The sequence below is a fragment of the Rhodoferax sp. LS1P39 genome, from assembly GCF_056521425.1.
In genome coordinates this window covers 286,056-309,852 of record NZ_JBWMAV010000002.1, presented here as the reverse complement: position 1 = coordinate 309,852, position 23,797 = coordinate 286,056, and the positions used below count along the sequence as shown (strand labels likewise).

At 63.9% G+C, this 23,797-nt stretch carries 23 protein-coding genes; 11 read left to right on the top strand and 12 right to left on the bottom strand.

Features of this window, described 5'->3' with window-relative positions:
• Window positions 1-50: 50 nt before the first annotated feature.
• From AC097O_RS04805 to AC097O_RS04795, 3 genes are all read left to right on the top strand, one after another.
• Window positions 51-1,211 (top strand): BMP family ABC transporter substrate-binding protein, encoded by a 1,161-nt coding sequence (locus AC097O_RS04805; RefSeq protein ID WP_315243744.1) that lies wholly within the window; start codon window positions 51-53, stop codon window positions 1,209-1,211.
• 85 nt (window positions 1,212-1,296) lie between these two features.
• Window positions 1,297-2,274: an aromatic ring-hydroxylating dioxygenase subunit alpha gene (locus AC097O_RS04800; RefSeq protein WP_479591722.1), complete on the top strand. Its 978-nt coding sequence runs from the start codon at window positions 1,297-1,299 to the stop codon at window positions 2,272-2,274.
• Window positions 2,274-3,320: an adenosine deaminase gene (locus tag AC097O_RS04795; RefSeq protein WP_479591721.1), complete on the top strand. Its 1,047-nt coding sequence runs from the start codon at window positions 2,274-2,276 to the stop codon at window positions 3,318-3,320. Before AC097O_RS04800 ends, AC097O_RS04795 begins: the two co-directional genes overlap by 1 nt.
• Before the next feature lie 145 nt (window positions 3,321-3,465).
• Here AC097O_RS04795 and AC097O_RS04790 read toward each other — a convergent pair whose 3' ends face one another.
• Both AC097O_RS04790 and AC097O_RS04785 read right to left on the bottom strand, forming a co-directional pair.
• Window positions 3,466-4,701 (bottom strand): MFS transporter, encoded by a 1,236-nt coding sequence (locus tag AC097O_RS04790; protein ID WP_479591720.1) that lies wholly within the window; start codon window positions 4,699-4,701, stop codon window positions 3,466-3,468.
• Window positions 4,698-5,159, bottom strand: a complete 462-nt coding sequence (locus AC097O_RS04785; protein ID WP_479591719.1) for an N-acetyltransferase family protein — start codon at window positions 5,157-5,159, stop codon at window positions 4,698-4,700. The genes AC097O_RS04790 and AC097O_RS04785 overlap by 4 nt, the downstream gene beginning before the upstream one ends.
• A 145-nt stretch (window positions 5,160-5,304) precedes the next feature.
• Between AC097O_RS04785 and AC097O_RS04780 the strand changes: the two genes are divergently transcribed.
• From AC097O_RS04780 to AC097O_RS04770, 3 genes are all read left to right on the top strand, one after another.
• The gene (locus AC097O_RS04780; RefSeq protein ID WP_479591718.1) at window positions 5,305-6,231 is read left to right on the top strand and encodes a LysR family transcriptional regulator; all 927 of its coding nucleotides are present in this window, start codon (window positions 5,305-5,307) and stop codon (window positions 6,229-6,231) included.
• 113 nt (window positions 6,232-6,344) lie between these two features.
• Window positions 6,345-6,596 (top strand): FitA-like ribbon-helix-helix domain-containing protein, encoded by a 252-nt coding sequence (locus AC097O_RS04775; RefSeq protein WP_479591717.1) that lies wholly within the window; start codon window positions 6,345-6,347, stop codon window positions 6,594-6,596.
• Window positions 6,597-6,916: 320 nt separating this feature from the next.
• Entirely contained in the window at window positions 6,917-7,747 is an 831-nt protein-coding gene (locus AC097O_RS04770; RefSeq protein ID WP_479591716.1) for an Ivy family c-type lysozyme inhibitor, read from the top strand.
• A gap of 52 nt (window positions 7,748-7,799) precedes the next feature.
• Here the strand turns inward: AC097O_RS04770 and AC097O_RS04765 are convergent, their stop codons facing one another.
• The 5 genes from AC097O_RS04765 to AC097O_RS04745 are packed head-to-tail and all read right to left on the bottom strand — an operon-like array spanning window position 7,800 to window position 11,654.
• A complete protein-coding gene (locus AC097O_RS04765; protein WP_479591715.1) occupies window positions 7,800-8,453 on the bottom strand; it encodes a MurR/RpiR family transcriptional regulator in 654 nt (217 codons plus the stop codon).
• Between the two features lie 5 nt (window positions 8,454-8,458).
• A complete protein-coding gene (gene iolG, locus AC097O_RS04760) occupies window positions 8,459-9,469 on the bottom strand; it encodes an inositol 2-dehydrogenase (protein WP_479591714.1) in 1,011 nt (336 codons plus the stop codon).
• Window positions 9,470-9,512: 43 nt separating this feature from the next.
• On the bottom strand, window positions 9,513-10,301 hold the full coding sequence (locus AC097O_RS04755; protein WP_479591713.1) for a TIM barrel protein: 789 nt from the start codon (window positions 10,299-10,301) through the stop codon (window positions 9,513-9,515).
• Window positions 10,302-10,306: 5 nt separating this feature from the next.
• Complete coding sequence (locus AC097O_RS04750; protein WP_479591712.1) at window positions 10,307-10,618, bottom strand: MocE family 2Fe-2S type ferredoxin; 312 nt, start codon at window positions 10,616-10,618, stop codon at window positions 10,307-10,309.
• A gap of 19 nt (window positions 10,619-10,637) precedes the next feature.
• Window positions 10,638-11,654, bottom strand: a complete 1,017-nt coding sequence (locus AC097O_RS04745) for a sterol desaturase family protein (RefSeq protein ID WP_479591711.1) — start codon at window positions 11,652-11,654, stop codon at window positions 10,638-10,640.
• 252 nt (window positions 11,655-11,906) lie between these two features.
• On the opposite strand from AC097O_RS04745, the gene AC097O_RS04740 reads away from it, so the two are divergent.
• The 4 genes from AC097O_RS04740 (at window position 11,907) to AC097O_RS04725 (ending at window position 16,105) form a co-directional block, all read left to right on the top strand.
• Window positions 11,907-12,923, top strand: a complete 1,017-nt coding sequence (locus AC097O_RS04740; RefSeq protein WP_479591710.1) for a LacI family DNA-binding transcriptional regulator — start codon at window positions 11,907-11,909, stop codon at window positions 12,921-12,923.
• A 268-nt stretch (window positions 12,924-13,191) separates the two neighbouring features.
• Entirely contained in the window at window positions 13,192-14,181 is a 990-nt protein-coding gene (locus AC097O_RS04735) for a sugar ABC transporter substrate-binding protein (protein ID WP_479591709.1), read from the top strand.
• 71 nt (window positions 14,182-14,252) lie between these two features.
• Window positions 14,253-15,326: an ABC transporter permease gene (locus AC097O_RS04730; protein ID WP_479591708.1), complete on the top strand. Its 1,074-nt coding sequence runs from the start codon at window positions 14,253-14,255 to the stop codon at window positions 15,324-15,326.
• A complete protein-coding gene (locus AC097O_RS04725; RefSeq protein WP_479591707.1) occupies window positions 15,323-16,105 on the top strand; it encodes an ATP-binding cassette domain-containing protein in 783 nt (260 codons plus the stop codon). The genes AC097O_RS04730 and AC097O_RS04725 overlap by 4 nt, the downstream gene beginning before the upstream one ends.
• A gap of 95 nt (window positions 16,106-16,200) precedes the next feature.
• Here the strand turns inward: AC097O_RS04725 and AC097O_RS04720 are convergent, their stop codons facing one another.
• From AC097O_RS04720 to AC097O_RS04700, 5 genes are read right to left on the bottom strand one after another with little or no spacing between them, the layout of a single operon-like run.
• Window positions 16,201-17,103 carry a hydroxymethylglutaryl-CoA lyase gene (locus AC097O_RS04720; protein WP_479591706.1) on the bottom strand — a complete coding sequence of 301 codons (903 nt, stop codon included), beginning with the start codon at window positions 17,101-17,103 and terminating at the stop codon, window positions 16,201-16,203.
• Window positions 17,100-19,079, bottom strand: a complete 1,980-nt coding sequence (locus AC097O_RS04715) for an acetyl/propionyl/methylcrotonyl-CoA carboxylase subunit alpha (RefSeq protein ID WP_479591705.1) — start codon at window positions 19,077-19,079, stop codon at window positions 17,100-17,102. The genes AC097O_RS04720 and AC097O_RS04715 overlap by 4 nt, the downstream gene beginning before the upstream one ends.
• 9 nt (window positions 19,080-19,088) lie before the next feature.
• Window positions 19,089-19,871 (bottom strand): enoyl-CoA hydratase/isomerase family protein, encoded by a 783-nt coding sequence (locus AC097O_RS04710; protein WP_479591704.1) that lies wholly within the window; start codon window positions 19,869-19,871, stop codon window positions 19,089-19,091.
• Between the two features lie 6 nt (window positions 19,872-19,877).
• On the bottom strand, window positions 19,878-21,485 hold the full coding sequence (locus AC097O_RS04705; protein ID WP_479591703.1) for a carboxyl transferase domain-containing protein: 1,608 nt from the start codon (window positions 21,483-21,485) through the stop codon (window positions 19,878-19,880).
• 10 nt (window positions 21,486-21,495) lie between these two features.
• The gene (locus AC097O_RS04700) at window positions 21,496-22,671 is read right to left on the bottom strand and encodes an isovaleryl-CoA dehydrogenase (protein WP_479591702.1); all 1,176 of its coding nucleotides are present in this window, start codon (window positions 22,669-22,671) and stop codon (window positions 21,496-21,498) included.
• 103 nt (window positions 22,672-22,774) lie between these two features.
• Here AC097O_RS04700 and AC097O_RS04695 point away from each other — a divergent pair, with 103 nt between their 5' ends.
• Window positions 22,775-23,797 carry an AraC family transcriptional regulator gene (locus AC097O_RS04695; RefSeq protein WP_479591701.1) on the top strand — a complete coding sequence of 341 codons (1,023 nt, stop codon included), beginning with the start codon at window positions 22,775-22,777 and terminating at the stop codon, window positions 23,795-23,797.

The following is a 23,797-nucleotide window of genomic DNA, read 5'->3' as shown; positions in this document are numbered from 1 at the left end:
CGTTAGTATCTGTTGCCTCGTTGTATTTAACCCTGTCTGAAAGAGACTTTATGACCGACCTGAAGAAACGTACCCTGATCCAACTGGCTGCCGCGTCTGCGGTGGCGGCGGCCCTGGTGGGCTGTGGCAAAAAGGAAGAGCCCGCACCGGCCCCGGCCGCTGAGCCCGCCGCATCGGCCCCCGCTGCCGAAGCGCCCAAGCCCGAGCCGCTGAAGATTGCGTTTGCCTACGTCGGCCCGGTGGGCGACGGCGGCTGGACCTTTGCGCACGACAATGGCCGCAAGGCGCTGGAAAAGGAAATGGGCGACAAGATCGTCACCAGCTTTGTCGAAAGCGTGCCCGAATCGGCCGATGCCGAGCGCGTGTTCCGCGACATGGTGGGCCAGGGCAACAAGCTGATTTTCGGCACCACCTTTGGCTACATGGAGTCCATGCTGAAAGTGGCCGCTGACAGCAAGGACGTGAAGTTCGAGCACGCCACCGGCTACAAGAATGCCGACAACATGGCCATCTACGACAGCCGCACGTATGAGGGCGCGTACATGGCCGGTGTGATCGCAGGCAAGATGACCAAGACCAACACCCTGGGTGTGGTGGGCTCCATCCCAATCCCGGAAGTCATCCGCAACATCAACAGCTTCACCCTGGGCGCGCAAAGCGTGAACCCGAAGATCAAGACCAAGGTGGTCTGGGTCAATGAATGGTTCAGCCCACCCAAGGAAACCGAAGCCGCTACTGCGCTGATCAACGGCGGTGCCGACGTGCTGTTCCAGAACACCGATTCCCCCGCCGTGCTGAAAACCGCCGAAGCCAAGGGCAAGCGCGCATTTGGTTGGGATTCGGACATGACCGCCTACGGCCCCAAGGCCCACCTGGCTTCCGCCGTGATCAACTGGGGCCCGTACTACATCAAGGCCACCAAGGACGCGCTGGACGGCAAGTGGGCTGCGGGCAAGAGCTGGTGGGGCGTGAAAGAAGGCGCGATCGACATCGTGTCCATCGCCGAAGATGTGCCTGCCGAAACCAAGACCCAGGTCGAAGAGATCAAAAAAGGCCTGGCCGACGGCAGCTTCGTGATCTGGAAGGGCCCGATCATGGACCAGTCCGGCAAGGTGGTGGTGGCCAAGGACGCGGTGGCCGACGATGCCTTTTTGGGCGGTGTCAATTTTTACGTTAAAGGCGTAGAGGGCAAGATCCCTGGCGGAAAATAAGCACACCCTCCATGGCATCCAAAAAGCCGCTCTTGCCGAGCGGCTTTTTTCGTTTGGGCATGGTCTTTGCTGATACCTTCGCACGATGATGGAAAACACTCTTTGGCACCCGGTGGTGGCCAGCGCGGATCTGGCGGATGCGCCGCTGGCCGTGGTGCTGCTGGAGCAGGCCGTCGTGCTGTGGCGCGACGCGGCCGGGGTGGCGCATGCCTGGGCCGACCAGTGCCCGCACCGCGGCGCACGGCTGTCCTTGGGGCGGGTGTGCGGCGACCGGCTGGAATGCGCCTACCACGGCTGGCAGTTTGCGGCCTCGGGGCAGTGCGTGCATGTACCGGCCTTGCCCACGTTCACCCCGCCCGCCACGCATACGGCGCGCAGCTTTGCGGCCTGCGAGCGCTATGGGCTGGTATGGGTGCAGCTGGAGGCATCCGATGTGCCGGTGGTGGCCTTTGCCGCCGAGGACGACAGCCGCCTGCGCAAGCTGATTTGCGGGCCGTATGACGTGGCCACCAGTGCGCCGCGCCTGGTAGAGAACTTTCTGGACATGGCGCACTTTGCCTTTGTGCACGAGGGCTGGCTGGGCACGCGCAGTGCCTCCAGCATCGACGACTACCGCGTTGAAACAACAGCAACCGGCCTGCTGGCCACGCAGTGCAAGGCCTGGCAGCCGCAGTCCAGCGTACAGGCCACCGGCCCCGCCCAAGTCGAGTACACCTACGCGGTGGATGCGCCGTACACCGCGGTGCTGACCAAGCTGCCCGATCCGGCCAGCGTGGCCCTGGCCGATTTCCGCGAGGCGATTGGCCTGTTCATCTGCCCGCTGGGGCCGGAGCGCAGCCGGGTCTGGTTTAGACTGGCTTGCAGCGATTGGGTGTCAACGGACGCCACGCTGCAGGCCTTCCAGCACACCATCTTTGAACAAGACCAGCCGGTGCTGGAATCGCAAACCCCCCAGCGCCTGCCGCTGGACCCGCGCGCCGAGCTGCACACCGTGGCCGACAAGGCCTCTGCCGCCTACCGCCGCTATCTCAAAAATATGGGCATTACCTTTGGAGTCTGCTAATGACCACTTTCACCGTACCCGCCATTGCGCCTGAGCGCCTGCCCGACCTGCTGCGCGGCATGCCCAAGGCCGAGCTGCACATCCACATCGAAGGCTCGCTGGAGCCCGAGCTGATCTTTGCCCTGGCCCAGCGCAACCAGGTCGCCATTCCCTACGCCAGCGTCGAAGAGCTGCGCAGCGCCTACGCCTTCACCAACCTGCAAAGCTTTCTTGACATCTATTACGCCGGGGCCAGCGTGCTGCTTAAAGAGCAAGATTTCTACGACATGGCCCACGCCTACCTGGCACGGGCCGCTGCCGACAACATCGTCCACACCGAGATCTTCTTCGACCCGCAAACCCACATCGCGCGCGGCGTGGCCATGGAAACGGTCATCCACGGCCTGCACCGTGCCTGCGTGGATGCGCAAAAAATGTGGGGCCTGAGCGCCGTGCTGATCCTGTGCTTTCTGCGCCACCTCAGCGAAGAAGACGCCTTTGCCACCCTGGAGCAGGCCCTGCCGCTGCGCGACAAATTCATTGGCATCGGCCTGGACTCCAGCGAGCTAGGCCACCCGCCCGAGAAGTTCGCCAAAGTCTTCGCCCGCTGCCGCGAACTGGGCTTTCGCCTGGTGGCCCACGCAGGCGAGGAGGGCCCCCCGGCCTACATCTGGAGCGCGCTAGACGTATTGAAGGTAGAGCGCATCGACCACGGCGTGCAGTCCACCCAAGACCCGCTGCTGATGCAGCGCCTGGCCAAAGACCGCATCCCGCTCACCGTCTGCCCGCTGTCCAACCAGAAGCTCTGTGTGTTCCCGAATCTGGCCGACCACAACCTGGGTGCTCTGCTGGACGCGGGCCTGGTGGCCATGGTCAATTCCGACGACCCGGCTTATTTCGGCGGCTACCTGAACGAGAACTTCACCCAAACCTTCGCCGCCACCGGCCTCAACGCCCAACACGCCTACCAGCTCGCCGCCAACAGCTTTGAGGCCAGCTTCATCCCCGCAGCGCAGAAGCAGGCGCTTGTGGGCAGGCTGCAGGCGTTTTTTGAGAAATTTGAATGAAATGGGCCTGTAAGGCCTGCTGCTGGGCATGCCCATCCTGGTGGCGGTGAAGGCCGTGTGCGACCGTGTGGGCGACCTCAAGCTGGTGAGGGAGTTTCTAGGGAATTAGGTGCAAGTTCCGCACGGGATCTTGTGCAGACTTGCCTTAGCGGGATGTGAGGCGTTGAAAACGCAGAATCATCCAAGGTCCTAAAAGCGCACCAGCCCCTACGGTCGTCCATGCCAGCACCCATTTTGGCCCTGGCAAAGCGAAATGGGCATGCCCCCAATCCAGCGCGATGCCAAAGACCCAGGGGCTGATCGCGCCAGCGCCGAATCCCATGACAGATCGCACAGACAAGGCGGCACCAAGCCGCGCTGGTGGAACCACATCCGCGAGCGCAGAGGTGTATGACGAAGAATCCGCAATGGCACACAAATTGTAAAAAGCGCCCATGCTTGCCACGACCCAGATAGGTGCGGCCCATATCCAGCCAAAACTGAAAGAACAGGCGAGGCTGGCGCAGGTGGCGACCATCATGATCCGGGTGCGGCCAAACCGGTCGGATGCAGTGCCCCCCACCACACTTCCCGCCACGCTGACTAAATGCGCCAGGGCCGCCAGCGCAATGCCTTGCGTTGGCGAGAGCCCGCCTTCCTGTGCAGAGAAGGCAAGGTAAGCAGGTAGCCATGCCCACAACGCCATCAACTCCCAGCAGTGTGCTGCGTACGCCCAGTTTCCGGCCATGGCCGGTTTGTCTTGCAAGGTTGCAACCAGAGAAGTGCGGGCAGCGTGGATAGAGTGTTCACGCGTGGCGCGCGGGTCAGGCCGCATGCGGCCCAATGCCATTAACGTCAAAAATGCACCTGTGGCGACCAATCCCGCGATGCACGCGAGAGTGGCCCGCCATGAGATGAAGTTCGTGCAGGCAGCAACCACCGCCAACGATAGACCATAACCCAAGGACGATGCGCCGATGAAAGCGCCCATGGACTTACCCCGCTGGGCGGGCGCGGCATTCGCGGCCAGCAACTGCAGGCCAGGGCTGTAGCATCCCCCGGCGCACAAGCCCGTAAGTCCAAATAAAAGCGCTGCAGAGACGGGCCCGCGGGCACCGGCGGCAAAAAGCATAGCGGCCAGGGCGGTCAGCACACTTGCAGCCCAAAAGACACGCCGGGGCCCAATCCGGTCGGCGATGAACCCGACGCAAAAAAGCGATATGAGATAACCCACATGCCATGCGCTTTGCACCAATCCCGCCTGGGATGCCGCCAAACCCCATTCCTGTATGACCTGGGGCATAACACCAGCCCATGCCGTCGCAACGCTTGCCTGCAACACCCGCGTCCCACACAACAAGCCCAACCAACCCGGCTTGGCCTCGTCGGGTGGGGTTGTCATGCAAGCTCCAGGCTGCGCTGCATTAACACCGTGTCTACCGCCTGCCCAAACTTGTTCCCCACAGCGCGCAGCACGCCAACATGGTGGAAACCGGCTTTTTCATGCAAACGGATGGAGCCCAGGTTTGCGCTGTTGCCAATGACCGCCACCATTTGCTTGAAATGTGCATCCTGGCACTCCCGGACCAGGGCTTGGAGCAAAGCCTGACCTACACCGCGCCCTTGGTGGGCATCGCCGACGTACACCGAGTTCTCCACCGTACCGCGGTACGCGGCCCGCGTCCTGAAGCGTCCCGCATAGGCGTAGCCCAGAACAGTCTCGCCTTCCAGTGCGACAAGCCACGGTAGCCCCATGCGGCGCAAGGAATCATGCCGTCCATGCATTTCCTCCAGGCTGGGCACAACCTCTTCAAAAGAGGCTAACCCGACCAACACGTGCGGAGCGTAAATTTCGCGCATGGCAGGCATGTGGAAAGAGCGGGCCGCGGCGATGTGGGGCTGTAAACAATGGGAAGAGGAGGCAATAGAGTGCATGGACCGCATCTTGACCTGCACTAGAAAATAAGGGAAGCTGCAGCGACTTCTACTTTGCATAAGAAAAACTTTGATTTCACCCTTTTCTTTGGACCAGCTCCAGGCCTTCGTACTGGTCCTGGAAACAGGCAGTTTTTCCAAAGCGGCATTGCGGTTGAACTTGAGCCAGCCAGCCGTCAGTCTGCAAGTCCGAGAATTGGAGCGGAGACTGGCCACCAGACTGGTGGAGCGCGTGGGTCAGGGCGTTGCACCCACGCCTGCGGGCGTATCCCTGCAGGGCCACGCCCGCGACATACTGGATGCGGTACAGCAAGCTGCGCAGGCTGTGGCCTCTCATGCAGAGGGTACAAAAGGGACCGTGCGGTTAGGAACAGGTGCCACCGCGTGTCTTCATTTTCTGCCGCCGGTGCTTCGGCGGCTGCGTGGGGAATTTCCAGCATTGCAAGTCGTGGTGAGCACCGGAAACACGAACGACATTGTTCGGCGTGTGGAAGAGAACGCTCTCGACATCGCGTTGGTCACCTTGCCGGTTTCCAGCAGGGCGCTGCAGGTGAGCGACGCGGTGCATGACGCCTTTGTTGCCATTGGCCCCCGAGAATCGCCCAGGCTACCCAAGGTGGTGGTGCCCGCAGATTTATCGGCGTTACCGTTGCTCCTGTTTGAACCGGATGCCAACACACGCCTGCTCGTAGATGCATGGTTATTGGCAGAGGGCGTGCGGGTACGACCTGAAATGGAATTGGGTAGTGTTGAGGCAATCAAGGAGATGGTGTCTATAGGACTCGGCTATAGCATCATTCCCGAGATGTCATTGCGGGAGTTTGAAAAGCAGACATTCCAGGTCCGCCCCCTGCGTCCTGCATTGGTTCGGAAGTTGGGTTTGGTTGTCAGGCAAGACAAACCGCTCACCAGGGGAATGCGCGCGGTTGCTGACGCGATTGCGCAAGCGGGCTCAGCATGCATGGCCATCACGCCGCAGCTTGCCAAACCTCTATAAAAAGCATGCCAAAAATAGGCCCTCTGCACTTGAATAGCTACTGAAGCTGTAGCGAATACGCGGATGCGTTGGCTTGCTTAAAATGCATGCATTGCCATCACCGGGAGTCTCCCATGGCCAGCATCACCATCCGCAATCTGGACGAGCAACTCAAAACGCAACTGCGCATGCTGGTGGCCAGCCACGGCTGTTCGATGGAGCAGGAGGCCCGCGATATCTTGCGCCGCGCAGTGCAGGGCCCCGAGCCGTCTAGCGGCTTGGATTTCGCCCAAAAAATCCACCAGCGCTTCGCCGGTGTGCACGTGGATGCCTTGCCCGTGCCCGCACGCCGCCCCGCGCGGGTCTCGACCGCAACCCCAGACTGATTGTGTAGGGCCGTGGGTTAAGGACTTTGTGGGCATCACGGGACTGACCGTGGTGAACCCGTGGGCGGCGGCGAATGGTTAAGGGCAATCCGCTAGCAATTTAGATGAAATTGGTCGCCAGCGCTTATTAGATAAGCGTGAGAAGCTACTGAAACTGTAGCGTTTTCTGCAGATTCGGTAATAAATGCCGCAGTGCAGCAATTTGGTTCTAAGATGGTCCGCAGTACTTCTTCAGGATTTACGCAAGTTCCCCCTGTAAGCCCGAAGGGCGATGCAGGGGCGCTGCGTAAATCCTATTCTGTTTGGAAGGTCTGCTTGCCATGGCTGCTGTACATCCCCTCTCGCCCCTGGCTTACCGCCCGATCTGCGCATGGTTGGTGGGTCTGTGGGCCAGCACCTCGCCCGTGCAGGCCATGGACGACGTGACGGCCACCGCGCTCAAAAACTACGGTGGCCGCTATTCCAGTGCCTGCCAGAACCCCGCTGCGCCGCGCCTGGCGGTCGGCCCCGGCAGCCTGGTGTTTGCGCAGGGCGGACAGAGCATCACCGGGCGCGAGGTGCTGGCGGCGCACTCCTACTTTGGCAACAGCCCACCGGCGGGTTTTTTGGTGGCCTTTATCAGCCAGATCAAGGGCAAGGAGCAGATGACGTTTTTGGTCCATGAAGACCCGCGTGGCCGCTACATCTTGATCGAGAACGAAGGCAACAAGCTGTCCGCCTACCTGGGTCCGGCCCGCATGGCCGCGCAGTACCGGCGCTGCGATGGCCCACCCGCCGTGGCGGCACCCGCCGCCACTGTGGCGCCCGGCGCGGCCCCGTTCAGCTACGAGGTGTTTGCCACGCCGCAATTCAAAAGCCAGTTTGCCTTGATCTCCGCTTCGGTGCGCCAGGTGCCGTGGTTGGCCCGCATGGAGGGGCCGAACAGCCAGATCGCGCGGGTGAAAGTGGGCAACAAGGAGTATTTGCGCGCCGACCTGTGTAAGCCGCACGACTGCCACGACTACAACGTGCTGTTTCTCTACGCCCCGCAGCGCAATGTGCTGTACGCCCAGGTGCACCAGAAGGGCCAGGTTACGCTGCTGGGCGACCCACCCCGTGCCGAGGCCGCTGCTTTGGGCAAGTTGTGGACGGCGCAGTTTCGCAGCCCATAAGAAAAATAGGGATGAAATAGGCCTCTGACGCTTATTCCATGGGCGTGACAAGCTACTGAATCAATAGCGTTTGCCGGGCGCTGTGCACCGCCTGCGCCAGGGCCAGTCCGGCCGGAATACCTTGCAAACCCTGGCCCAGGTGGGGCGTACAGAGGTGGGCATGGTGCAGCGGGCTGGCATCGGGCGCATCGCTGATGCGTACCACGGGCATGCTCTGGGGCGCTGCCGCGCTCTCTTTGGCCAGCGCCACCCACAGCAGCACATCGCCCGGTTCCGGCTGCCACCCAAGCGCGGGCCGCCACTGCACCTGCAGCCCGGCCACGCGCAGCATGTCGGCGTAGCACTGGGCCACTTGTGCGGTGGCGGGGCTGGCCTGCAGCCACACGGTGCGGGCCTGGGCCAGCAGGTGGGCGGCCAGGCCGAGCGCGTTGACTGTGTCGCCGTCCACCTGCAGACCCTGGCCCTGGTCCGCACCGGCCTCGGTCAAAAACGCCATCTTGAAGTCCAGAAAGCCGCGAAACCCGTAGCGCTTGGCCAGGCGCACCACGGTAACCGGTTGGGTCTCGCAGTGCTGCGCCACCTCCTGGATGCGGCACAGGTGCAACTGCCGCGCATGCTGCAGGCAGTAGTGGGCCACCTGCAGCAGCTTGGGGCTCAGGCTGTGCAGGTTGCGGGTGATGCGCGCCTCCAGGGCGGTGGCCTGCATGGGGCTCAGGCCGTGACGGGTTGGCCGTCTTTCAATGCCACTGGCTTGCCCAGTTTGGCGGACAGCGTGGCGGCTTCGGCCACAGCCAGGGCGTTGATGCCGTCCTTGAGCGTGACGGGCAGGGCGCTGCCCGACTCCAGGGCGGCGATGAAGGCGCTCCATTCGGCCTTGTAGGCACGCATGTAGCGCTCCAGGAAGAAGAACTCGGGCTTGGCGCTGACGGCTCCGCCGGTGGTGAGCTTGGTGACGGTGTGCTCCAGCACATTGTTGGCGGTCAGCAGGCCTTCGGAGCCCAGCAGTTCCACGCGCTGGTCGTAGCCGTAGACGGCGCGGCGGCTGTTCTTGATGGCGGCGATGCGGCCATCGGCCCAGCGCAGGGTGATCACAGCGGTGTCCACATCGCCCGCCTCGCCGATGGCCGGGTCCACGATGCTGGAGGCGATGGCCGACACGGTTTCCGGCAGGCCGCCAAACAGCCAGCAGGCCATGTCGAAGTCGTGGATGGCCATGTCGCGGAACAGGCCGCCCGACACTTTGATGTACGACACCGGCGGTGGCGCGGGGTCGAACGAGGTGATGGACAGCAGCTCGCCCTTGCCGATTTCACCGGCATCCAGCGCGCGCTTCAAGGCGGCAAACTGGGGATCGAAACGGCGGTTGAAGCCAATCATCACGGGCTTGCCGCTGTCTTTCACGGCCTCCTGGCATGCCAGGGCGCGGCCCAGGTCCAGGTCCACCGGTTTTTCGCACAGCACGGCTTTGCCCGCGGCGGTGGCGGCTTCAATCAGGTGGGAGTGGGTGTCGGTAGAGGTGGCGATCAGCACTGCGTCAATCGACGGGTCGTTCAGGATGTCTTGCGTGCTGCGGGCTATAGCCCCGCAGGTGGCGGCCAGCTTTTCTGCCGAGGGCATGTGGGCATCGGAGATGGCCACGAGTTGGCACAGGGGGTGGCTGGTGATGCTTTGGGCGTGCACATTGCCGATGCGGCCTGCGCCGAGAAGACCAATTTTGAACATGTTGATTCCTTGAAAAAGTGAGGGAGGGGTGAAAGAAAGGGGATCAGGCGGGCAGGGTGAAGGCGGAGCGGAAGGCTTCCAGCGCGGCTTCGGGGTCGCCCGAGGCAAAGGCCTCCATGCCCACCGGGCCGCGGTAGCCCATGGCATGCAGCGCGCGGGCGATACCGGGGTAGTTGATTTCGCCGGTGCCGGGCTCCATGCGGCCGGGCACGTCGGCCACCTGCACTTCGCCAATCCAGGGCAGGCAGCGTTGGCAGAGTTCGACCAGGTTGCCTTCGCCGATCTGGGCGTGGTACAGGTCCAGATTCAGGCGCAGGCGCGGGTGGTTCACGGCAGACACCAGGGCCAGGGTGTCTTCGGCCCGGCCAAAGGGCACGCCGGGGTGGTCTACCGGCAGGTTCAGGTTCTCTAATGTGAAGGTCACGCCCTCGGCATCGGCCAGGTCGGCGATGCGGGCCAGGGTGTCGCGGGCTTTGAGCCACATCGCACCGGTGACCACCTGCACGGGGGTGACGGGCAGGCCGCCATCGCCCAGGCCGGTGCCGTGCAGGTTCAGGCGTGCCACGCCCAGGCGTTTGCCCACCTGGGCCGTCTCGCGGGCGGTGCGCAGCAGCTCGGCCGCGCCCTCGTCGTCGGTCAGGCGGCCGCGCAGGTAGCCGTTCATGATGGAGAAGCTGGCGCCGGATTTTTCCAGCTGGGCCAGATCGTGCTCGGGCCAGTTCCACAGCCCTACCTGGAAGCCCATTTCGGTGAGGCGCTGCACGCGCCATTGCATGGGTTTGTCACGCCACAGCATTTCGGCGCAGGCGGCGAGGGTGAATACGTTTGTCATAGGTTTCAGATTTCGATGTGGATACGGCCGTTTTCGACCTTGGTGGGAAAAGTTTTCAGGTTCACGCAGACCGGCGCACGCCGGGCTTCACCGGTGCGGTAGTCAAACGCACCGCTGTGTTTGGGGCACTCGACTTCATGGTCCATGACCAGGCCGTCGGCCAGGTGCACGGCCTCGTGGGTGCAGAGTCCTGCCGTGCAGTAGTACTGGTCGTCGAGGCTGCGGAAGATGGCGAAGGTTTTGGCGGCGTGGTCGAAGCGGATGACCTCTTCGGGTTCCACGGCATCCGCGGCGCAGGCGTTGATCCATTCGGGCATGGGGTGTTCCTTGGTCGGTTTAAGTGGAAGGTGTTTCTGCGTTCATCCGGGCGCGCTTCTTGTCAAAACGGGCCTGCATGCGGGCTTCGCCTGCCGGGGAGCCGTCGTGCCAGGTGCCAAACAGCATGTCCAGCGGCACGAGCTGGTCGCCGCCGTAGTTCACCTCGAAGTATTTGTGGTGCAGGTAGTGCGCATAGGCCGAGCTGTCGAACGCCACACCGTCCACCACCTCGACCTTGTCAAAGCCGATGTGGCCATTGAGTGCGCCAAAGCCCGCGATGTGCAGCTGGAACAGCGCGATGATGGGGTTGGACGGAATCACCAGGTGCCACAGCGCCACTGCGTGGTACAAAAATGCCTCTACCGGGTGCATGGACAGCGAGGACCAGGGCGTGGGGTTCACCGAGTTGTGGTGGATGGCGTGCACCCACTTGTAGCCCAGGCGGGTGTGCATGGCCCAGTGGATGAAGAAGAAGTGGGTTTCGTGGATCACCGGGGCCAGCAGCACCAGGGCCGCCAGCCAATACGGGTTGTCGGCCCAGGCCAGCCAGGGCACATAGCCATTGGCAAAGCACCACAGAAACAGCACTTCCACCACCGTCCACAGCGGGATAGACACCAAAAAGCTGCGCAAGAAGTTGTCTATGTTCTGGCTTTTGAACCAGAAAACGTCCGAGGGCTGGTCGGCTGGGAATTTGCCGTTGAACTTGAACGTCGTGCCCTGGCGGCGGCGCACGTAGAGTTGCAGCTCAAAAGCGCCGTACAGCACGAACACGGCGGCGGCGTTCACGGCATACAGCCACAGCGCCCAGCCCCAGCCCAAGGTCTTCATGGTCTCTACATCGGGCACCACCCAGTACCAGTACAGCAGGGCGCTGGCCATGTGCAGGGCGTTCCAGGGCCAGACGTACGACACCAGCCAGCGCAGGATCTTGCCCAGGTTGAAGGGCCGCGCCCACAGGGCGGCGGGCTCCAGCGCCTGGTACGGGGCCCAGTCGCCGCGCTTGTTGCGTTTACCGAGTTGTGAGTCGTCCATGGGGTTCCTGAGGGTCAAAGTCTGAGATTTCATGAATTGCAACCGGGTGCAAAACATGGCAAAATTTTTTAGAAATTAAGTGCGAAATTTAAATTTTTCGAATTAATTTTCCAATGTGGCGATCATTACACAGCCGCAATTGGATTTTTCTAAGGGTTTTCGATAGGATTTACCGGATTTGCACTCGGGTGCACATCGATGGCAGGCGGATAGACTGGCAGCATACGCCTTGAACTCCATCTGCCCCACACCATGCACCCCGACCATCCCAACAAAAAAGTCACGGCCAGCGATGTAGCCGAGCGCGCCGGTGTCTCCAAATGGACCGTGTCCCGCGCCTTTACCGACGGGGCTTCCATCGCCCCCGAGGTGCGCGACCGCGTCCGGGCGCTGGCCACCGACATGGGTTATTCGCCCAATTTGCTGGCGCGCAGCCTGTCGACCCGCAGCACCGGCCTGATTGCGCTGGTGGTGGACGAGCTGGGCAACCCCAACCAGCTGGTGTCCTTGAACGAGGCCACCCGCCAGCTCCAGGCGCGGGGTTTGAGCACGCTGTTGCTGAACACCAGCCCCGAGTACCGGCCTGCGCTGGCGCTGCGCCTGGCAGACCAGTTCCAGGTGGACGGCATCATGTTTCTGGGCACCACGCTGACGCGGGACCTGGTGGAGCTGGCGCAGCGCATCAAGCACATCCCGCTGGTGGTCATCATGCGCAACAGCGGGCAGGCGGACATCCCCTTCGTCAGCACCGATGGCTATGCCGCTGGCGCGGAGATTGCCAACCTGTTTCTGGCCCAGGGCTACCGGCGCATCGGCTACATGGCGGGCCCGCTGTCCGAGCGCACCGAGTTGCGCCGCATGGAGGGCTTTCGGGACCGGCTGCAGGCCGCAGGCGTGGCGCTGGCCACGGTGATCGAAACTGCGCACTACCGCCGCGAGCAGGGCATGCATGCCCTGCAACGCTACCTGGAGTCCACCCCCCGCACAGACCGCCTGGAGGCGCTGTTCTGCGAAAACGACATTCTGGCCATCGGGGCCATGGACGCACTGGTGGCCGCCAACGCCCAGCGCAAGATCGCCATCGTCGGCTTTGACGATATCGAGATGGCCGCCTCGCCCAGCTACCAGCTCACCACCTTCCGCCAGCCGGTGGACTACCTGGTGGGCGAGGCCATCCGGCTGATCGTGGAGCCCGCCAGCGCCACGAGCCGGGCGCTGATGGCTCCCGGCTCCCTGGTGCTGCGCGACTCGCACCGGCGGCACGACTGAGATTTTTTGCGTCCGGGTGCAAGCCCACAGGGCTGCTTCGGCTGGGGTGGCTGCACGCAAGACCGGCCCAAAACAGGTCTTTCACCCCGTAATTTTTGGAAATATCAATTTTTTACAGCGGTTTATTGAAAGTTTATTTCCACGGGCAAACACCTAGACGGGTTTTGCAAGATGTTGGCTACAGTTATTTGCACCCGGTTGCATAACCACAACCGGTTGACCCACACCGATTTTTGCCATCCACACAAGACACCCCGAGGAGATCGATATGCACGCTGTACAACGTACCCTGAAGCTGGCGGCCACCGCCGCCATCGTGGCCACCGCGGCCACCCTGGCCACCACGGCCCTGGCGGCAGGGCCCAAAATTTTCGTGATCGGCGGCAAGGCCGACGATCCGTTCTGGTCGCGGGTCAAGAAGGGTGCCGACGACGCGGCCCTGGTGGTCAAGGCCGCAGGCGGCACTGTCACCTGGCTCGGCCCGCAGACCTACGACAACCTCGGCCCCGATGCAGCCAAGCTGATCCGCTCGGCCCTGAGCCAGAAGCCCGATGCCATCGTCGGCCCCAACTGGGTGCCCGAAGCCATGGACGCGGCCTTCAAGGAAGTGGTGGCCGCCGGGGTACCGCTGATCGTCTACAACGCCGGTGGCATGGAGTCCGCCAAGCGCCTGGGAGCCCAGAATTACGTGGGTAGCGACGAGTTCGTGGCAGGCATGGGCGGTGGCGAGTACTTCGCCCGCAACGGTGCCAAGCACGTGCTGTGCATCAACACCCAGCCCGGCTCCACCAACCAGGAGTCGCGCTGCAAAGGCGTGGCCGAGGGCATGGCCAAGGGCGGCGGCAAGAGCGTGCAGTTGCCCCTGCCGTCTTCGGCCTTTGGCAACCCCACGGCGGTGGCCCAGGCCATCAAGGCTGCGCTGCAAAAGGATCCCACCGTAGACGGCGTGATCACCATTGCGGCCAACGATGCCAATAGCGCCGCCAACGGCATCAGCCAGGGCGGCTTTACCAAGAAGGTGAAGCTGGGCACCTTCGACATCGACCCTACCAACCTGCAACGCATCAAGGCGGGTACCCAGCTCTTTTGCATCGACCAGCAACCCTACCTGCAAGGCTACCTAGCCGTGTCCATGCTCAACGCCTACGTGCAGTACGGCCTGAAAGTGCCGACCGCACCCATCCTGACCGGCCCCGGCATCGTGGATGCGTCCAACGTGGATGCCACCGTAGCCGGTGCCGCCGCCGGAGCCCGCTAAGCCATTTGTCGCGGGGCACAGCCTGCATGGGCTGCGCCCCGACTCCCTCCCATGACCACTTCGAGCCCACCATGAACCCGCACACCTCCTTACCAGCGTCTGCCGCCAGCGCGCCAGACACGCGTCCAGGCCCCACGCCCTGGTCCTTCGGCGCACTGTTGCGCCGCCCCGAAACCGGCTCCTTCATCGGGCTGGTGGCGGTTTTCGTCTTCTTCTCCATCTTCGGTGGAGCCAACTTCTTGTCTGCCGGTGGCGCAGCCAGCTGGCTGAACATCGCTGCCGAGCTGGGCATCATCGCCTTGCCGATTGGCCTGCTGATGATTGCGGGCCAGCTGGACCTGTCGATCGGCAGCGTGATCCCGGCCAGTTCCATGACCATCGCCATCGTCTCCGGCCACTTCGGTCTTCCCATGCCCGTGGGCATGGCCGCCGCGCTGGGCCTGGGCCTGGCAGTGGGCTGGCTCAACGGCTATCTGGTGGTGCGCACCGATTTGCCGTCGTTTGTGGTGACCCTGGCCACCTTGTTTGCGGTGGCGGGTTTGACCCTGGGCCTGTCGGTGATTGTGGCGGGCAGCACCAGTGTCGCCCTGGTCAGCCCCCCGGCCTACAAGATGGTTTTTGGTGACTTCATCGACGGCAAATTTGAGGTCGTTTTGCTGTGGTGGGTGGCCGCCATCGCCCTGGTCAGCTACATCCTGAGCTACTCCAAATACGGCAACTGGATTCTGGCGCTGGGCGGCGACAAGGTCAGTGCGCGCAACGCGGGCATCCCCACCGACAAGCTCAATATCGCGCTGTACATGTCCAGCGGTTTTTGCGCGGCCTTTGTGGGCATGTGCCAGGCCATTCTGTACAACAGTGCGCAGGTGTCTGCCGGGCAGTCGTTCATCTTCAACTCCATCATTGCGGTGGTCATCGGCGGTGTGTTCCTCACCGGCGGCTACGGCTCGGTGCTGGGCATCGTGCTGGGCACGGTCACCTTCGCCATCGTCAACCAGGGCATCTACTACACCAGCTTCGATGCCAACTGGGCCAGCCTGATCATTGGCGTGCTGCTGTTGGCCGCCGTGCTCCTCAACAACACCTTCCGCACCCTGGCGCTGGCGCACTCCAAGCCGCGCACCACGACAAAGGCTCCGAAATGACCACCCCCATCTTGCAACTCAAAGGTGTTAACAAATCCTTTGGCCCCGTCGATGTGCTGCACGACATTTCGCTGGACGTGTACGCCGGTGAAGTGCTGTGCCTGCTGGGCGACAACGGTGCGGGCAAATCCACCCTGATCCGCCTGCTGTCGGGCGTGCACAAGCCCACTTCGGGCCAGATGCTGATGCAGGGCAAGCCGGTGCTGTTCGAGAACCCGCGCGAGGCCAGCAACCATGGCATCGCCACCGTGCACCAGTTCGGCGGCACCTTCCCGCTGATGAGCATTGGCCGTTCGTTCTTTGTGGGGGCCGAGCCCACCAAGCGCTGGGGCCCGTTCGAGGTGTTTGACCGCGACTACGCCAACACCGTGGCGGTGCGCGAGATGCGCGAGCTGGGCATCACCCGCATCGACGATGGCGACCGCCTGGTCGGTGGCCTGTCGGGCGGCGAGCGCCAGGCCCTGGCCATCGCCCGCGCCGTGCACTTCGGTGCCCATGTCTTGATTCTGGACGAGCCCACCGCCGCGCTGGGCGTGAAGGAAGCCGCTCACGTGCTGCGCATCGTGCAGCAGGCGCGCAAAAAGGGCATTGCCGTCATCTTCATCACCCACCAGGTCATGCATGCGCTGACCGTGGGCGACCACTTCGCGGTGCTGATCCGCGGGGCCAAGGCCGCCGACTTCCGCAAGGGCGAGAAGACCCGCGAGGAAGTCACCGACCTGATGGCCGGTGGCGAGGCCATGGCGGACTTGGAGGCCGAGATCGAAAGCCAGATGTAGCGTATTGCCTGTAGACGCAGTGGGCAGCCATGGGTCAAAAACCATAGCTGCCCACGCTTATGGAATAAGCGCTGGAGGCCTAAAACGCTCTTATTTCAACTTGCACGCTTGGCCAGCAGTGCCCGCCCCACGCGCGAGGCCGAGGCGCGGCCCAGCTGGGCGTTGATCCAGTCGCCGCAGTCCACCAGCCGGTCCAGGTCAATGCCGGTGTCTGCGCCCAGTTTGTGCAGCAAATACACCACGTCTTCGGTGGCCACATTGCCGGTGGCCCCCTTGGCATACGGGCAGCCGCCCAGTCCGCCGACCGAACTGTCGAAGGCGCGCAGGCCGAACTGGTACGAGGCGTAGACGTTGGCAACCGCCATGCCATAGGTGTCGTGGTAGTGGCCGGCCAACTGGGCCACGGGCACTTGCTGCGCCACCGCCTCCAGCATGCGCAGCACCGAGTCGGGCGTGCCCACGCCGATGGTGTCGCCCAGCGATACCTCGTAGCAACCCATGGCCAGCAGTTGGCCCGCCACGTCGGCCACGCGCTGGGGGGCCACATCGCCCTCATAAGGGCAACCCACCACGCAGGACACGTAGCCGCGCACCCGCACGCCCCGGGCCTGGGCGGCGGCCATCAGCGGGGTGAAGCGGGCCAGGGATTCGGCAATCGAGCAGTTGATGTTCTTCTGCGAAAACGCTTCGGAGGCCGCGGCAAATACGGCCACCTGGTCCGCCCCAGCCTCCACGGCTGCGTTAAAGCCCTGCAGGTTGGGGGTCAGCACCGGGTAGGTAACACCGGGGCGGCGCAACAAGCCACGCATAATTTCGGCGGAGTCACCCATCTGCGGCACCCATTTGGGCGACACGAAGGAGGTGGCCTCGATCTCGCGCAGCCCGGCATCGGCCAGGCGCTGGATCAGTTCCAGCTTGGTGGCGGTGGAGACGAGTTGCTTTTCGTTTTGCAGGCCGTCGCGAGGGCCCATCTCGATGATGCGCACAAAGTCGCTCATGGTGCAGCCTCGAAATCCACCAAATCTACCCCATCGCCCACCTGTTCCCCCGCGCTGAAATAGAAGCCCTTGACCAGTCCCTTGGTGGGCGCGTGGATGGTGTGCTCCATCTTCATGGCTTCCAGCACCAGCAGGGGCGTGCCTTTTTCTACCGTGGCACCCACCGCGGCCAGCAGGGCGATCACCTTGCCGGGCATGGGCGCATGGATGCCGCCGTGGGCATCGTCGCCGCCTTCGCCGTGCAGCAGTTCCACCTTCGTCAGCGCCCAGCTTTGGCCTTGGCAGAACACGTGCAAGTGCTCGGCACGCGCCACCACTGCGGCGGTGAGGCGGCGGTCGCCCAATTGCACTTGCGATGGGCTGGTGCGGCGGGCCAGCACGGGCTCACCGCCTATGGCGAGTAGCACGCCATCCGTCACCACTTCGGCAGTCACGGCTTGCTCCGTCTCGCCACAGCGCAGGGTAATGGTTTGCTGCGATGTGCCGTTGAGCCGCCAGCCGTCCAGCACGCGCCAGGGCGAGTCGGGTTCCATGGCGGGCAAGGCGGCGGCATCGGTTTGGCTTTGCAGCACGCTTAAAGCGGCCAGCATCCACACATCGGCGGGCACGGCCTCGGCCTGGGTAGGGAAAAGGTGCTCCTGCTCGCGCTCGATCAGTGCGGTGTCCAATTTCGCCTGGGCAAACGACGGGGTAGTCACCAGGCGCTGCAGAAAGGCCACGTTGTTGGCTACGCCCACGATCTGGTAGTCGGCCAGGGCCTGGCGCATGCGGGCCAAGGCCTGGGTGCGGTCGGCATCCCAGACGATGAGCTTGGCGATCATCGGGTCGTAGTGCGGGGTGATTTCGTCGCCTTGCTCCACCCCGGTATCGATGCGCACATGGGCGGACGCGGCGGGGGGCAGCAAGTGGCTGAGGCGGCCGGTGGAGGGCAAGAAGCCCTTGTCCGGGTCTTCGGCGTAGATGCGTGCCTCGATGGCGTGGCCGGTCAGCACCAGTTGCTCTTGCGCCAGCGGCAGGGGCTCGCCCGAGGCCACGCGCAATTGCCATTCCACCAGGTCCAGCCCGGTGATCATTTCGGTCACCGGGTGCTCTACCTGCAGCCGGGTGTTCATCTCCATGAAGTAGAAGGCACCGTCCTGGTGGGCAATGAACTCCACCGTGCCTGCGCCCACATAGCCCACGGCCAGGGCGGCGTTGACGGCGGCAGTACCCATGGCCGCGCGGCGCTCGGCGGTCATGCCGGGGGCGGGGGCTTCTTCCAACACCTTTTGGTGGCGGCGCTGCACCGAGCAGTCGCGCTCGAACAGGTAGACGCAGTGGCCCAGGCTGTCGCCAAACACCTGGATTTCGATGTGGCGCGGCTGCAGCACGTACTTTTCGATCAGCACATGGTCGTTGCCAAAGGCGTTAATGGCTTCGCGTTTGCACGACACGAGGGATGCCTCGAAATCGGCCGCCGCGTCCACCCGGCGCATGCCCTTGCCACCGCCGCCTGCGCTGGCTTTGATGAGTACTGGGTAGCCGATTTTCTCGGCCTGCGCGGCCAGAAAGCCAGGGTCCTGGTTGTCGCCGTGGTAGCCGGGGGTCAGGGGCACGCCGGCTTTTTCCATCAGGGTCTTGGCCGCTGACTTGCTGCCCATGGCGCGGATGGCCGAGGCGGGCGGGCCGATGAAGACCACACCGGCCTGGGCGCAGGCATCGGCGAAGTCGGCGTTCTCGGACAAAAAGCCGTAGCCGGGGTGTACCGCCTGGGCACCGGTTTGCAGTGCGGCGGCGAGGATCTTGTCTGCCACCAGATACGACTCGCGGGCCGCCGCCGGGCCGATACACACGGCCTCGTCGGCCAGGCGCACATGGCGGGCGTTGGCATCGGCTTCGGAGTACACCGCCACGGTACGGATGCCCATGCGGCGGGCGGTCTTGATGACCCGGCAGGCGATCTCCCCACGATTAGCGATCAGAATCTTGTTGAACATATTTTTTCCTTACGCAACCCAGGAGGGTGCGCGCTTTTCAAGAAATGCCGCCAGGCCTTCGCGGGCCTCGGGCGTGGCGCGCAGGCGGGCGATGCGCTGGGCGGTGTCTTCCACCAAAGCATCGTCGATGGGGTGGTTGGCGACGGCGCGGATCAGGTCGGTGGCGGCAGCTTGCGCACCCGACCCACCGGCCTGCAAGGCCTCTAGCAGGGTGTGCACCATGGCGTCCAACGCTTCGGGCACGGCAACTTCGTGGGCCAGGCCCAGGGCCAGGGCGCGTTCGGCGCTGATGCGCTCTGCGGTCTGGAAGTAGCGGTAGGCCTGGCGTTCGCCGATCGCGCGCAGCACGTAGGGGCTGATGGCGGCGGGGATGATGCCAAAGCGCACTTCCGAGGTGGCGAACTGCGCCTTGCTGGAGGCCACGCAGATGTCGCAGGCGGCAGCCAGGCCCATGCCGCCGCCCAGCGCCGCACCGTGCACGCGGGCGATGGTGGGCGTGGCCATGCAGGACAGGGTGCGGAACAGTTTCGCCAGTTGGCGGGCATCGTCCACGTTCTTCTCCAGCGTGGCGGCACCCTGGCGCTGCATCCAGCCCAGGTCGGCTCCGGCCGAAAAGCTTTTGCCCCGGCCCGCCAGCACCACGGCGCGCACGGCGGGGTCGGCATCCAGCGCCAGCAGGGCCTGGGTCAGCTCGGTGATCAGGGTTTCGTCAAAGGCGTTGTGCACCTCGGGCTTGTTCATCCACAGCCAGGCGGCGCTGCCCTGGTATTCGATTTCTAAGGTGGTGTACATACAAGCTCACATGCGGAAGATGCCGAACTGCGTGGGCTGGATGGGCGCATTCAGCGCGCTGGCCAGCGACAGGCCCAGCACGCGACGGGTTTGCGCCGGGTCCACCACGCCGTCGTCCCACAGCCGGGCGGTGGCGTAATAGGGGTGGCCTTGCAGCTCGTACTGGGCGCGTATCGGGTCTTTGAAGGCGGTTTCGTCCTCGGCCGACCACTGGCCGCCCTTGGCTTCGATGCCCTCGCGCTTCACGGTGGCCAGCACACCCGCGGCCTGCTCGCCGCCCATCACGCTGATGCGCGCGTTGGGCCACATCCACAGGAAGCGGGGCGAATAGGCCCGGCCACACATGCCGTAGTTGCCTGCGCCAAAGCTGCCGCCCACCAGCATGGTGATCTTGGGCACGGCGGCGGTGGCCACGGCGGTGACCATCTTGGCCCCGTCTTTGGCGATGCCGCCGTTTTCATATTTACGGCCGATCATGAAGCCGGTGATGTTCTGCAAGAACACCAGCGGGATGCCGCGCTGTGCGCACAGCTCGATGAAGTGCGCGCCTTTCTGGGCCGACTCGGCAAACAGAATGCCGTTGTTGGCGATGATGCCCACCGGCATGCCATACAGCCGGGCAAAGCCGGTGACCAGGGTGCTGCCATAGCGGGCCTTGAATTCGTCAAAGCGCGAGCCGTCCACGGTGCGGGCAATGATTTCGCGCACGTCATAGGGCTTGCGCGCGTCCAGCGGCACTACGCCGTAGATTTCTGACGGGTCGTACAGCGGCTCTTCGCTGGATTCCAGCTTCACGGTGAAGGGCTTTTGCCGGTTCAGGTTGCCAACGATGTTGCGGGCGATCAGCAGCGCGTGCTGGTCGTTGTCGGCCAGGTGGTCGGCCACGCCGGAGATGCGGGTGTGCACGTCGCCCCCGCCCAGGTCTTCGGCGGTGACGACCTCGCCGGTGGCGGCTTTCACCAGCGGCGGGCCGCCCAGGAAGATGGTGCCCTGGTTTTTGACGATGATGGTTTCATCGCTCATGGCAGGCATGTAGGCGCCGCCTGCGGTGCACGAGCCCATCACCACCGCGATTTGCGCAATGCCCATGGCGCTCATCTGGGCCTGGTTGTAGAAGATGCGGCCAAAGTGGTCGCGGTCGGGGAAGACTTCGTCCTGGCGCGGCAAAAAGGCCCCGCCCGAATCCACCAGGTAGATGCAGGGCAGGTGGTTTTGCATGGCAATTTCTTGCGCGCGCAGGTGTTTTTTGACGGTCAGCGGGTAGTAGGTGCCGCCTTTGACGGTGGCATCGTTGGCCACCACCATGCATTCCACGCCATTCACCCGGCCTACGCCGGTGATCAGTCCGGCGGCGGGGGCTTCGCCGTCGTACATGCCGTAGGCCGCCAGTTGCCCGACTTCCAGGAAGGGCGTGCCGGGGTCGAGCAGCTGGGCTACGCGGTCGCGCGGCAGCAGTTTGCCGCGGGCGGTGTGACGCTGGCGGGCGACCTCGCCGCCGCCCAGGGCGGCCTCGGCGGCTTTGGCGCGCAGGTCTTGCACCAGGGTGCGCATGGCATCTGCGTTGGCACGGAAGGCCGGGTCGCGGGGTTGGAGCTGGGATTTCAGGACTTGCATGGCGCGCTACCTACATGGTTTCTGCAAACAGCTCGCGGCCAATCAGCATGCGGCGGATTTCGCTGGTGCCCGCGCCGATTTCGTACAGCTTGGCATCGCGCCACAGGCGGGGCGTGGGGTATTCGTTGATGTAGCCATTGCCGCCCAGAATCTGGATCGCCTCGCCCGCCATCCAGGTGGCTTTTTCGGCCAGGTACAGGATGGCACCGGCGGCATCCTTGCGCAGCGTGCGGGCGTGGTCGGCCCGGTCGCAGGCCGCAGCCACGGCATAGCCGTAAGCACGGCAAGCCTGCCAGGTGGTGTACATGTCGGCCAGCTTGCCCTGCATCAGCTGGAATTCGCCAATGCTTTGGCCAAACTGTTTGCGATCGTGCACATAGGGCACCACCACGTCCATGCAGGCCGCCATGATGCCTAAAGGGCCGCCGCACAGCACGGTGCGCTCGTAGTCCAGGCCCGACATCAGCACTTTGACACCCTGGCCCACACCGCCTAGCACGTTCTCGGCGGGCACTTCGCAGTCTTCAAAAAATACCGGGTAGGTGTTGGAGCCGCGCATGCCCATTTTGTCCAGCTTGGTGCCGAAACCCAGGCCTTTGAAGCTTTTTTCGATGATGAAGGCGGTCATGCCCTTGGCACCGGCGTGGATGTCGGTCTTGGCGTAGACGATCAGGGTGTCGGCATCGCCGCCATTGGTGATCCACATCTTGGAGCCGTTGAGCACATAACGGTCGCCCTTCAGGTCTGCGCGCAGCTTCATGCTGACCACGTCGGAGCCCGCATTGGGCTCGCTCATGGCCAGGGCACCCACGTGGTCGCCGCTGACCAGCTGGGGCAGGTACTTGTCTTTTTGGGCCTGGGTGCCGTTGCGGTGCAACTGGTTGACGCACAGGTTGGAGTGCGCGCCGTAGCTCAGGCCCACGGAGGCGCTGGCACGCGAGACTTCTTCCATGGCCACCATGTGGGCCAGGTAGCCCATCTCGGTGCCGCCGTATTCTTCTGACACCGTCATGCCGTGCAGGCCCAGGCTGCCCAGTTTTTTCCACAGGTCGGCCGGGAACAGGTTGTCGTGGTCGATGGCGGCGGCGCGCGGGGCGATCTCGGCAGCGGCAAAGCTCTGCACCGTGTCGCGCAGCATATCTATGGTGTCGCCAAGGTGGAATGAAAGCGAAGGCAGGTGGGCCATGGGGGTGTCTCCTCAGATAGTTGCCGCTAGTGTCAGCCCGTGGGGCGATCAATGCTTGCCAATGTGGTTGCAAATCGTGCCAAAGTTGCGTAGCCTTGGGCCCATGCCACCCCGTTCCCCCGCTGCCGCCAGCACATCCCCCCGCGCCGCCACACCCATCGCCTTTGTGCAAGCGGTTTTACTGGCCTACGCGCGCTACGGCCAAGACCCCGGCCCGGCCTTGCAGGCTGCACAAATTACGCCAGCCCTGCTGGCCGATCCGCAGGCCTGCATCACGGCCGCGCAAATGGAAATGCTGTGCAATGCCGCCATGCGTGCGCTGGACGACGAGGCCCTGGGCTGGTTCTCCCGCAAGCTGCCCTGGGGCAGCTACGGCATGCTGTGCCGGGCCTCTTTGGGCGCGCCCAGCCTGGAGGTGGCCATCAAGCGCTGGTGCCGCCACCACCGCTTGCTGACGGGCGACCTGGCGTTGTCGCTACGCATCGAGGGCGATGAGGCCGTGGTGATGCTGGCCGAGCAGCAAGACTTTGGCCCGCTGCGCGAGTTTTGCCTGGTGACCAGCCTGCGCTACCTGCACGGCTACGCCTGCTGGGCCATCGACTCGCGCATTCCGCTGCGCGGCGTGGCGTTCCCGTTCCCCGAGCCCGCGCATGGGCAGGTGTATCCGCTGATTTTTCCGGGGCCCACGGTGTTCAATGCGCCGCAGGCGGGTTTTCGTTTCGATGCCCGCTACCTGGGCCTGGCCTTGCGCCGCGACGAATCGGCCCTGCAGACCATGCTGGAGCGGGCGCTGCCCTTGACCGTGCTGCAGTACCGGCACGACCGGTTGTTGCAGCAAAGCGTGCGGGCGCTGCTGCACACCCGCTCGGGCGAGCTGCGCAATGCCGAGGCCCTGGCCATGGCGCTGGGCGTGTCTACCCGCAGCCTGCACCGGCAGTTGCAGTTGGAGGGTGTGTCGCTGCAGGCGCTGCGCGACGAGGTGCGCCGCGAAGTGGCCCTGGACCTGCTGCGCCGCACCGACTGGCCGGTGAAGCAGATTGCGCACACGGTGGGTTTTTTGAACGAAAAGAGCTTTTCGCGGGCTTTTAAAACCTGGACCGGGCTTGCGCCCAGTGAGATGCGCTGA